At 30.8% G+C, this 12,771-nt stretch carries 7 protein-coding genes and 1 pseudogene; 4 read left to right on the top strand and 4 right to left on the bottom strand.

What is annotated here, in order from left to right; genetic code table 11:
• Window positions 1-144 precede the first annotated feature (144 nt).
• The 3 genes and pseudogenes from dnaX to Q0935_RS00030 all read left to right on the top strand — a co-directional run bounded on the left by dnaX (window position 145) and on the right by Q0935_RS00030 (window position 3,071).
• Window positions 145-1,876 (top strand): annotated as a pseudogene (dnaX, locus tag Q0935_RS00040) (DNA polymerase III subunit gamma/tau).
• A 34-nt stretch (window positions 1,877-1,910) separates the two neighbouring features.
• Complete coding sequence (locus Q0935_RS00035) at window positions 1,911-2,486, top strand: hypothetical protein (protein ID WP_299381262.1); 576 nt, start codon at window positions 1,911-1,913, stop codon at window positions 2,484-2,486.
• Window positions 2,487-2,489: 3 nt separating this feature from the next.
• The gene (locus tag Q0935_RS00030; protein WP_299248592.1) at window positions 2,490-3,071 is read left to right on the top strand and encodes a tRNA-(ms[2]io[6]A)-hydroxylase; all 582 of its coding nucleotides are present in this window, start codon (window positions 2,490-2,492) and stop codon (window positions 3,069-3,071) included.
• 82 nt (window positions 3,072-3,153) lie between these two features.
• Here Q0935_RS00030 and Q0935_RS00025 read toward each other — a convergent pair whose 3' ends face one another.
• The 4 genes from Q0935_RS00025 to Q0935_RS00010 all read right to left on the bottom strand — a co-directional run bounded on the left by Q0935_RS00025 (window position 3,154) and on the right by Q0935_RS00010 (window position 7,310).
• Window positions 3,154-3,687, bottom strand: a complete 534-nt coding sequence (locus tag Q0935_RS00025) for a porin family protein (RefSeq protein ID WP_299248594.1) — start codon at window positions 3,685-3,687, stop codon at window positions 3,154-3,156.
• Window positions 3,688-3,788: 101 nt separating this feature from the next.
• On the bottom strand, window positions 3,789-4,700 hold the full coding sequence (locus Q0935_RS00020; protein WP_055437402.1) for a Ppx/GppA phosphatase family protein: 912 nt from the start codon (window positions 4,698-4,700) through the stop codon (window positions 3,789-3,791).
• Window positions 4,700-6,760, bottom strand: coding sequence for a polyphosphate kinase 1 (gene ppk1 / locus Q0935_RS00015; RefSeq protein WP_299381260.1), 2,061 nt, complete (start codon window positions 6,758-6,760; stop codon window positions 4,700-4,702). Before ppk1 ends, Q0935_RS00020 begins: the two co-directional genes overlap by 1 nt.
• 40 nt (window positions 6,761-6,800) lie before the next feature.
• Complete coding sequence (locus Q0935_RS00010; RefSeq protein WP_299381257.1) at window positions 6,801-7,310, bottom strand: histidine phosphatase family protein; 510 nt, start codon at window positions 7,308-7,310, stop codon at window positions 6,801-6,803.
• 419 nt (window positions 7,311-7,729) lie between these two features.
• Between Q0935_RS00010 and Q0935_RS00005 the strand changes: the two genes are divergently transcribed.
• The coding region (locus Q0935_RS00005) for an Ig-like domain-containing protein (RefSeq protein WP_299381255.1) at window positions 7,730-12,771 on the top strand (5,042 nt) is incomplete at its 3' end.

The following is a 12,771-nucleotide window of genomic DNA, read 5'->3' as shown; positions in this document are numbered from 1 at the left end:
ATTAAAACTGTATTATTGTTAATAACTCCTATTAAATTTAGCATACAAAATTCAAAATTGTAATTTGTATTTTTAACTTTGTTACTTCTTAAAATAAGTCATTAAACAGCACTATTTTGTGCTTACCTAAATTTAATATAAAACTTGGAACACTTTGTAGTATCAGCAAGAAAGTACAGACCACAAACGTTTAAAGACGTTGTTGGGCAATCTGCTATTACAAATACTTTACTAAATGCTATTGAGAATAATCATTTAGCACAAGCTTTATTATTTACAGGTCCTCGTGGTGTTGGTAAAACCAGCTGCGCACGTATTCTTGCTAAAATGATAAATAGTGACGGTACAGAAACTGGAGACGAAGATTATGCTTTCAATATTTTTGAATTGGATGCAGCATCAAACAACTCGGTTGATGATATTAGAAGTTTAACAGACCAAGTACGTATTCCGCCACAAGTTGGAAAATATAAAGTTTATATTATTGATGAAGTACACATGCTCTCTCAAGCAGCATTCAATGCTTTTTTAAAGACTTTAGAAGAACCACCAAAGCACTGTATTTTTATATTAGCAACTACTGAAAAACATAAAATTATACCAACGATATTATCACGTTGCCAGATTTTCGATTTCAAACGTATTACAGTTAAAGATGCTAAAAACTATCTAAAATACATTGCAAAAGAACAAGGTATTACTGCAGAAGATGATGCACTTCATATTATTGCTCAAAAAGCAGATGGAGCCATGCGAGATGCATTATCTATCTTCGATCGTGTAGTTAGTTTCTCTGGTAAAGACTTAACAAGACAAGCCGTTACAGAAAACCTAAACGTACTTGATTACGAAACTTATTTTACGAGTACAGATTTAATATTAGAAAATAAAATTCCAGAATTATTACTTCAGTTTAACGAAACCTTGTCTAAAGGCTTCGATGGACACCATTATATTGCTGGTTTAGCCTCACACTTTAGAGATTTATTAGTTTGCCAAAATCCTGTAACTATAGAGTTACTTGAAGTTGGAGATAAAACTAAAGAGAAGTATTTAGAGCAATCTAAAAAAGCTTCGCAGTCCTTTATACTTAAAGGTATTGCATTGGCTAACGAAACCGATTTAAAATATAAATCCAGTAAAAACCAACGACTGCTCGTCGAACTTTGTATCATGCAACTTGCCTCTATCACTTTCGATGGAGAAAAAAAAAAATAGTAGTCGGTTCATAATTCCGCCTTCTTATTTTAAACGCATTGGTATTAATCCTATTCCTGTAAAAAAACCTACAGAAACAACAATAAACCATCCTAAAGAAGTAATAGAAAATAAGGTACAAGCAGTTGCGAGTTCTCAACCTAAAACGGTTGTACCCACCACTCCAGATAGACCAAAAATTGTTTTAAATAGCCAAACAAAACGTACTTCTGGCTTATCTTTAAAAAGTATTCGTGCTAAAAAAGAGCATGAAACAAAGCAATTAGATAAGGTTGTTGATGAAGAAAATCTACCAAAAGAACCATTTACTCAAGATGAATTAACAGAAGTTTGGAATGCTTTTATTGTAAAAATTGAAGCTGAAGGAAAAATGAATCTTGCAGCAATATTATCTATCGATAAGCCAACTTTAAAAGGAACCACGATACATTTAACATTTCCTAATTCTACAAATAAAGTAGAAGTTGAAAGACAATCTTTCGATTTGCTACAATATCTTAGGAAAAAACTTAAAAACTACGATATAAGCTTAGATATTGATATTAATGAAGAAATGCAAAAGAAGTTTGCATACACTCCAGATGAGAAATACGAAAAGCTAAAAGAGAAAAATCCTAATATCGAATTGTTGCGTAAAACGTTTGATTTAGATCTATAAAAACAACATTTATTAATTTTGATAATATTTCAAAATGAAAAACCTTCTGTTTGTATTACTTATTATTTGCTTTGCAATTGCTGGTTGTGATGGTAGAGATAAAATTGAAAACTCAAATACTCAATTTTTAAAGAACCATAAATTAGTCGATTCTCTATCTGAAGACGTAAAGTACTTTCCCGAAAAATATAATGAGTTTAAAATAGACACCATTTTAAGCAATGGCTTTACAATAAAGATAAAATCTTTTACCGATATGGAAAGCAGTTATTTAAATGAATTTAAAACTGATAACACAATCCATAAACATTACTATAGAGGTAATAAAGCAACAGTTTTGGTTAGTAATAACGGTGTTATATTTGAAAAATTAATTGATAAAAAATTATTCTCGAACTTTGATAGCGCACTTAACCCATTCTTTAAAGAAGCTATTTTAAATGGTGTTTGGATTAATAAAGAGAAATCAACATTAAATTCTAACATTACCATTAACATCAATTTCTGTAAGCCAGAAACCGATTGGTGTGCATTTTTCGATTTAATAATTGAAAAAGATGGAACGTATAGAATTATTAATGTTACTAATGAACTAGAAAAAGATTTATAAAATATGCTAGGATTAAAACTACCAACAGATCCACGTTGGGTAAACATTGTAGAAAAAAATATTGAAGATATTTTAACAGATCATGCTTTTTGCGAACAAAAAGCAACAAGTACTGCTATTTCTTTAATTGTAAGTTTTCCAGAATACACAGACTTGGTCCAGGAAATGGTTGCATTGGTTAAAGAAGAAATTAGCCACTTTAAAATGGTACACGATTTAATCTTAAAAAACGGTTGGATTTTAGGTAGAGATAGAAAAGATTTATATGTATCTAAATTGCTTCAGTTTTTTCCAAAAGGTGGTAGTAGAACGACACAATTGGTACATAGACTATTATATGCTGCTTTAATTGAAGCAAGAAGTTGCGAGCGTTTTAGGCTACTTAGCGAAGAATTAGAAGATAAAGAATTAGCCGAATTTTATAGAAAACTAATGGTAAGTGAGGCAAACCACTATACTATGTTTTTAGGCTTTGCAAGGCAATACGGAGACAAAGATGAAGTGAACGAGAAATGGCAAGCTCTATTAGAGTTTGAAGCAGAGATAATGAAAGACTTAAGCAAGAGTGAAACTATTCACGGTTAACAAACTACTTAATATTATAGCATAAAAAAATCCAATACATAATAATGTATTGGATTTTTTAGTTTTATAAAAGTTGGTTTGGTTAAAACTTTACACCAAATCCTATTTGCATGTTGCCATTTTTAGCTTCAAGATTTGTTTCGTCATCGAAAACATTTGTTAAACCGTAAGAATATCTAAAATCTAAAAAGAATTCATCTGAAATCATATATTCTAAACCTCCTAAACCAGAGAATGCAAGGTTTTGCATACCATCTTCGTAATCATGTCCTTTTAAACTTACTTGAGGCCCTAAACCTATAGAAAGGCTTTCTCCTATTTTGTATTTAAAGAATATAGGCATTTGAATATAATCAATACGTAAAAATTCTTCTTTTGCACCTTCTGCTGAAAATTGAATTTCTGGAGCTAAAGATAGGTTTGTTCCTAAACTGTATTCTGCAAAGAATCCAATTGCAAAACCATTTCTATGCATGTTCTCGACACCTGCTGGTACTTCTGGTTCAAAGTTTAAGTTTGAGATGTTATAACCTGCACGAACTCCATATAATGCGTTCTGTGAAAAGCCATAAATTGAAAACATTGCAAAAGCAGCGATAAGTACTATTTTTTTCATAAAATTTGGTTTTATATTTTAATAAGTTTTTGGTTAATTCTAAATCTAGCACTAATATAATTTTTTTTAATATAATTTAACCAATAAAAAGATAAAGTGTATCATTTTAACTTTGTATGACTTAAAATAGTTTCTTTATACATGCTTTTTATAATTCCATCTGCTAATCCAATCTTTGGAACGTAAATATCTTTTGCTCCACTCCATTTCATTGCAGACAAATAAATTCTAGTTGCAGGTATAATTACATCTGCTCTATCTTGGTTCATATTAAGTTCTGTTATTCTTTCTTCGTAAGAATAACTTTGTAACATATTATAATATGTTGTTAAATAAAAATAAGTAAGTGGTTTACCCGCAGCTTTACCAGAAGATTTAAAAATGTTGTTAATATTTCCTCCAGAACCAATAACCTCAATACTATCGTGTTGTTTTGTCTCTTGTTTAACCCACTGCTCTAAATCTAACCAAGTTTCTTTTTTAACAATATCGTTTAGTAAACGAACTGTACCAATTTTAAAAGACCTTGAAGCTGTTTTTTCTCCATTATAAATAACACTAAACTCTGTGCTTCCTCCACCTACATCTACATATAAATAGGTTTTATTTTTATCTATAAAATTACTTAAATCTGTTGCTGCTATTATTGTAGCCTCTTCTTCTCCATCAATAATATCTACAGTTATTCCTGTAGACTCTTTAATTAAATCTGATACTTCTTTTCCGTTATTTGCTTCACGCATTGCAGAAGTTGCACATGCTTTGTATTTGTCTACACGATGCGTTTTCATGAGTAATTTAAATGCCAGCATTGCATCTAACATTCTATTAGTATTTTCCTTAGAAATTTCATCGTTTATAAACACATCTGCGCCTAAACGTATGGGCACACGAACCAACGACGTTTTTTTAAAACGAGGTGGCTTATTTTTCTCTTCTACAATACTGGAAATAAGTAATCTTACAGCATTCGAACCTATATCTATTGCAGCATATTTAAGTATTTTTAGCATTAATTTAATTGTTTTTTATAATAGCTATAAGTTTCAAACTGAGCTCTTATTTTCTCTTTATTATCTAGCCTATAAGTATTGGTCTGTTTTTTATCTAAAATTCTTGATTTTACGTTGTCTTTCCAACAGATATTAAAGGTATCAATTAATTCTTCTTTTATATCATTATCGTAAATTGGGCAGCTAACTTCTACTCTATTTTCAATATTTCTTGTCATCCAATCTGCCGAAGAAATGTACACTTTAGTATCATTATCATTACAGAAAACATATAGTCTAGTATGCTCTAAAAATTTATCAATAATACTTACTACTTTTATATTTTCACTCATTCCTTTAACTCCCGGAACAAGACAACAAATACCTCGAACAATCATCTCTATACTAACACCTGCATTACTAGCCTCATACAATTTGTTAATCATTTTATAACTCGATATACTATTCATTTTTAAACGAATATAAGCTGGCTTTCCTGCTTTCTTATTTCTTATCTCTGTATCAATTAAATTAAAGAACGCATTTTTTGTATAATGAGGAGATGTTATTATATGTTTAAATCTATAAACTTTATAGTTAACAGAAAAGAAATTAAATACTTTATTTAAATCTTTAAGTATTTTTTGGTTTGCTGTAAATAATGTGTAATCAGTATATATTTTAGCAGTAGACTCATTAAAATTTCCTGTGCTAATAAAGCCATAACGTACTAATTTATTTTTTTCTTCGCGCTCTATTACACACATTTTACTGTGCACTTTTAAGCCTTGAACACCAAAAATAAGTTGTACACCTTCACGCTGCATTTGCTCGGCATAATCTATGTTTGCTTGCTCGTCGAAACGTGCTTGAATTTCCATAGAAACAGTAACTTTTTTACCATTAATTGCTGCATTAATTAACGAACTTGCAACATGAGAAATTTGTGCTAATCTGTAAATTGTAATTTTAATAGTTTTTACTTTAGGGTCTAAAGCTGCTTCTCTTAAAAACTTTACAGTGTATGCAAAAGTGTGATATGGCGTGTATTGTAAATAGTCTTTTTTTGCAATTGCTTCAAAAATACTAGTTTCTAAACTTAATCCTTTTACTGGTAATGCTTCTATTTTATTGTATAATAAATCTGTTCTTCCTAAACTAGGAAAACCCATATAATCACGTCTATTATGGTATCTTCCTCCAGGTATTATACTATCAGAACTTTCAATACCCATCTTAGTCATTAAAAAGCCTAGAGTTTCTTTATCGATAGTTTTATCGTAAACAAAACGAACTGGTTCTCCATCTTGCCTATCTTTAACACTGTCACTAATTTTCTCCATAAAACTCTTACTCAAGTCACTCTCAAGATCTAGTTCTGCATCACGAGTAATCTTTATCATGTGTGCAGAAATGGATTTATAGTTAAAAATATTAAAAATATCATCTAAACAATAACGTAACAAATCGTCTAACATTATTATAAAATTTTTGTTGCCTTCTTTAGGAAGTACAACAAAACGATCCATATTTTTTGAAATTTCAATTAGTGCATATTGATTGCCTCCATTGCCTAAAGACATATTAATGGCCAAATAAGCTGCACTATCCTTAAGATTAGGAATTCTAATCTCATCGTTTAAAATTATAGTAACTAGCGCAGGACTTACATTCTGAATAAAATAATTTTTTATGAATTTTTTCTGACTAGTATTTATCTGATTTTCTTTTACAAAAAATATATCTTCAGCTTTTAGCTTAGACTGTATATTACTTAGTATACTTAAACTTTGAGATTGCTGCTTAATTACTGTTTCGGTAATAATATCAAGGAGGTCTGATGCTTTAATTCCTCCTAACTGATTTTTACCAGCTTTTCCTGCTTCGTCAATACGTTTTACAGTTGCATAACGCACCTTAAAAAACTCATCTAAATTATTAGAGAAAATACCTAAAAAACGCAAGCGCTCAATCAATGGAACACCTTCATCTGAAGCCTCTTGCAAAACTCTAGCGTTAAACTGAAGCCAACTTAATTCTCTATTAATATAAGTATAATTGGGTCTCGTTTTTTTTATCATTTATGTAAAATTTCAACACAAATATATTCTATTATTTGCACTATTTTAAATGTTTTGGAAATACAATTTTTTCAGTTTTTCCTTTAACTAAATTTTTCCAACTATTAGTCTCAAAATTAATTTTAACAAAGCCAGACGTAGTAACGTTTTCCACGTGAATATCTCCAAATTTATTAACAAAATTTGTCAAAGCATAATTGTGACCAAAAACCATTATGTTACCGAATGAATTATCACACGATTCGATAATCCGTAAAAGTGATTCTCCTGAAAAATCGTATAATTCTTCTAAATACTTGATGGTTACATTCGTTAAGGCTAAATTTTCAATAAAAATTTTTGCTGTTAATTTTGTCCTATTTGCACTACTACACAAAATCAAATCAGGAGATATATTGCTGTTTTTTAAATAATTAGAAACCAAATTAGAATCTAAAACTCCTCTACTCTTAATAGGGCGTTCAAAATCAACCAATTCATTATCCCAACAAGATTTAGCATGCCTTATCAAAAATACCGTTTTACAACTTTTTAACGTGTTTATATGCATTTTGTCGATTTTTTATGTATGTTTACCATTTCAACGAATATTTGAGTTATTAATCATCTTTTTTTGCTAGATATGAAAAATACGATTTCTTTTGTTATTGCTATTATTTCGTTTATCCCAAAACTAAAAACGACATCCTACTATCACCACTAATGATGTAACTCCCTCAAAATATTAAAAATAAGAGTTAACTGTGTTATGAATAAAATATTAATGTTAATATTACCTAATGTTACAAAAACAATCTGTTCTTGTAAACCTCTACACAAGAGCTTTTGCTCTAATTATAAAACCTATTTACATCAAAATTGTTTTAATAGAATAAACGCTATTTCTATAAAAAATAAAATTGATGCCCAGAGTTTCTTAATAAACCCTATTTATTAATTCTACAAATTATGCTAACTAACAATTATAATTTGAAAATATATCCATGTAAATATTTAATTTTAATATTTATACTATCTAGCATTTTCTCTTTTTCTCAATCGCAATCACCTTCTATACAAACTGGTGTTACTTTTCAATGGCAGGAGGCAAGTCAACCAAACGCTAATAGTCCTGCAACTATTAAATCTATTACAGTTGATGGCACACTATATGATAATTTTGTAGTACCTTCTAGTTACGAAATGACTCAAGTTGGTCCAGATGGTCATATTAGAAATTTAATTTTTAATAATGGATCCTTTTTTGCAAATAGTTCTTTACCTCCTTGGAATGCAAAAGCATTATTAGCATTTCAAGATTTAAACTTAAATCATTATTTCACCTCTACTTATAATGGAGATAATATATGTGGCTCATTTAATGATGCTGCAACAACAAATGGACAAATACAAACTATTTCTTATGATCCTGCAATTCCTTCTAACACAGGAGGTATTTTTGCTGCGACTGAACGTCACGCCAATAATTGCTATTACATAGAAGTTTATGGTACACTTGCAGGTAGCAATACTGTTGGATTAATTGGTGAAACTTTTATAAGACCATATCCAAGCAATCAAAATGGACCCGGTTTTGGTGCACCACCTGCGGGAAATACAGTAGATTATTGGAGAACCGAAAGATCTACAACAAGTAATGGTAATATTGGTGTTGCCTTATTTTATTTAAATGAATTGGCACCAACTGGCTCTAAAATTACGAGTGTTAGATTTTTAGCAGCCACTAGAGATCATGGAGATGGTAAATTTTTTATAATACAAAAATATGCCATTGACAATGATGTAAATACTTGTGTTGACGAAATATATAATGGTGATTTGTCTAGTAAAAATAACGCTCCAGATAATTCAACTTACTCAGTGACATCGGGACCTACACCTGCTGGACAATCTTTTGTATTTAATTCTAATGGCACATACACTTACACCCCAACACCTGGTTATGTAGGTAATGTCACTTTTGATTATGAATTATGCTTACCATCACCTAATCAATCAGTTTGTGATACTGCAACTGTAAACATAACATATAATGCCTTACCTGGGCAACCTGTTCTTGAATTAAATTGTAACAATTCGATTACTGTTACTTCTCCTGTTGGTTCTCAATACGAATACTCGATAAACAACGGTAATTATCAAACATCAAATACTTTTAACGGAATATCTAGTGGTGATTATACTGTTTCTGTTATAAATACAATTACAGGTTGTGAAAACGAAAACACAAAAGTTTTTACTGTAATTGACACTGATGGTGATGGTATTTATAACCATTGTGATCTTGATGATGATAATGATGGTATTTTAGATACAGATGAATCCAACCTTATTGAGAACTTATGTCCTATATTAAATCCATCAAATAAAAGTCATGTTCCTGGTGCTTCAGGATCATTAGGTGTTGGCTCTACTACTTTATGGGGAAATGTAGGTGCTTTTCAAGGAACGCAAATGGATCTTAAAGTGGAAGTACTAAGTGCTGACCCTAATATAAACGTTAATATTGATGCATATACTGATGCTGGTGATGTATACGTTTTACTCTTATCCGGAGCTCCTACATCTGGAAAAGTAAAATTAAAATTTAGTTTCTTTGAAGCAGGTACAAGTATACCAGCTATAGTAACAAGTAAATTTATTTGGAAAGATCTTGATGGTGGTTCTAATTTTGAAGAGAAAATAACTTTCAATACCTCAGACCTTTCATCATATCAATTTGCTAGTCCAACAAATATCTCTGCAAATATAATAGGAGAAAATACAGAGTTTAGCTCAGATTTTAATACAGGAGGAGTCTCTGATGAAAGATTATGGATATCTACAATTTTAAGCCCTTTATCTTCTTTTGAAGCTACATTTGATAAAAGAGTATTAAATACAGGTTATGTTTATGGATGTGATGAATTCACCAATCCTGATACTAGCGTTGTTACTTACGATACAGATGGAGATGGTATTCCTGATTTATTAGATTTAGATAGTGACGGCGACGGTTGTAGTGATGCTGATGAAGCCTATAATAATTCTGATGCTGATGCAGGAGATACAGGTCTTTATGGCACAGACACTCCTACTCTAGCAAATGGAGGCGTTAATAATAATGGTTTAGTAATTGTTGCCGGCGTTAATGGAGCTGGAGATTCATACACAAACACTATTACACAAACAGCAAATGGTAATAACACTTTTCAACAAGCTACTCAAGTAGCTATAACTGAAGAAGCATCTGATGCTATTGGTTGCGTTAATGAAGAAGTTACATTTACAGCAAATGCTGAAACAACTATTCTATCAACAACACCAATAACTACAGCAAGTACTGATGTTACTTACCAATGGATGGTTAGTACAGATAATGGAACAACGTTTAATAATATTTCTGGTGAAACAGGAACAGTTGCTAGTGGAACTCAGGTTAGTTTAACAGTAAATAATATATCTGTTTCACAAGATGGGAATATCTATAAAGTATTATTTATAAATGAAGCAAATATTTGTGGAGCAGAAAGTGAAGCTCTTTTAAGTGTTCCAAATCCAATAGAAGTCATTACAAATGTGACTAATGCATTATGTAATACTGGAGATACAGGTAGTATTGATATAACTGTTACTGGTGGAACATCTCCTTATGAATATTCATGGAATAATGGTGCCTCTACTACTCAAGACTATAACAATATTCCTTCAGGAGTTTATAATGTTTTAATTACCGATGCTAACGGATGTGAAAAATATGTTGATAATATTTCTGTAGATTTTGATGATAATCAAGCTCCTAATATTAATGTTCCTTCAGCAATAACAATTGAAGGTTGTGATGCTACTGATATAACTGTTAGCAATTCTATATTTGATTACAGTAGTACAACATCAGGCAATGTACTGGCTACATTTAATACACTATCTAATTATAATGTTAATGATGACAATAACGTACAATCTGTAACTTATATAGATAATATAAGTTCTAGTGCTACTTGTACAATAATTGTACAACGAACTTTTACTGCTATGGATGATTGTGGTAATATTTCTACTGCGAATTCTACAATAACAATTAGAGATACTACTCCTCCAGATTTAACCAATTGTAATCTTATCACGCAAACAAATGAAGAATGCTCTAGTTCAGAAAACCAAACAACTTTAAATAATTGGAATGCATCAAACATTGCTTTACTACAGAGTTGTAGTACTGATAACTGTAGTGATTCTAGTAATCTTGTTGTAACATCAAACTATGTTTATTCTAATTTTATAAATAGTTGTGGAACTAGTGGCAGTATAACAGTTACGTATACTGTTAAAGATGAATGTAATAACACATCTACAATTAGTTCAACTATTACCATAGAAGATACTACTGGTCCAGACTTATCTAATTGTACAACCATTAATCAGACTGTTGAATGTGATAGCCAATCTATTCAATCTGCTGCTTCTAATTGGAATAACAGTAATATTGATGCGTTAAGAAATTGTGGAACAGATAGTTGTGATTTTACAACTACAAACAATGTAACTTCTAATTATAATTATTCTAATTTTGTATCTAATGCTTGTGGTGGTGGTACTATTGAAGCAGAATATTCAGTAATAGACGACTGTGGAAATATCTCTCTTATTACTGGTACCTTTACTGTAGAGGATACTACTCCTCCAACTTTTAATCAAAGTTTACCAGGTGATATAACTGTTTCTTTCGATAATATTCCAAGCGTTCCAAATATAAATGCATCAGATGATTGTGGTAATGTTACAGTAACTTTTAATGAAACAGAATCAGGAGATATTTGTACTGGAAGTTATAATATAACAAGAACCTGGGTTGCTACAGATGATTGTAATTTAACGACAACACACATACAAGTTTTAACAGTAACACAACCAGTTCTTGGTGCAACGATATCATCTCAAACTAATTCATTATGTGGTAGTTCTGATGCATCTGCAACAGTTACTCCTACAGGAGGAACAGCGCCATATACTTACCAATGGAATGATTCATCATCTCAAACTACAGCAACCGCTTCTAATTTAGAATCTAATACATATAATGTTACTGTAACCGATAGCAATAATTGTTCTATAACTTTACCTGTTACAATAATTAATTCATGTATTACTTTAGTTAAAACTGGTGTTTTTAATGATGAAGATAATGATAATTGTACCGATGTAAATGAAACCGTTACTTATACTTTTACTGTAAACAACACAGGAAACGCAACTGTAAACAATATTATACTTTCAGATCCTTTATTTGAAGCTCCTAATCCAGTAGTTTCAATTGCACTAGCTTCAGGTGATACTAATGGAGATAACGTACTCGATCCTACAGAAACTTGGACTTATACTGCTAACTATACCGTAACACAAGACAATATAGATGCTGGACAAGTAACAAACCAAGCTACAGTAACAGCTACAACATTAGATAATACAACTATATCTGACGTATCTGGAACAACTTCTACAACTAATGATACAACAGTAATTACGTTATGTAATGATGCAAATATTGCTCTTGTAAAAGCAGGTGTGTTTAATGATGAAGATAAAGATAACTGTACTAATGTTGGTGAAACAATTACCTATACATTTACATTAACAAATACTGGAAATGTATCTATTGATAATGTAGTGGTTACAGATCCATTACTTCAAGCACCTAACCCACTAGTTGCAATCGTATTTGATAATACTAGTGATACGGATAATGATAACGAATTAGATCCTACGGAAACATGGACCTACACTGCTAACTATGCGGTAACACAAGATGATATTGATATTGGTCTAGTAACGAACCAAGCAACAGTTAACGGTCAAAATGTATTAACAAATGCGATTGTAACCGACCAATCTGGTACTACAGCAACTACAAACAATACAACAGTAATTACACTATGCCAAGGTGATCCTTCAATTAATATTGTAAAATCGGCAGCGATTGCTAATGGTGATCCTTGTTTAGTATTAGGTAGTGAAGTGACTTATACATTCAC

It is taken from the genome of uncultured Lacinutrix sp., assembly GCF_947500605.1.
Taxonomy (GTDB): domain Bacteria; phylum Bacteroidota; class Bacteroidia; order Flavobacteriales; family Flavobacteriaceae; genus Lacinutrix.
This window is presented reverse-complemented; position numbering and strand designations above follow the sequence as displayed.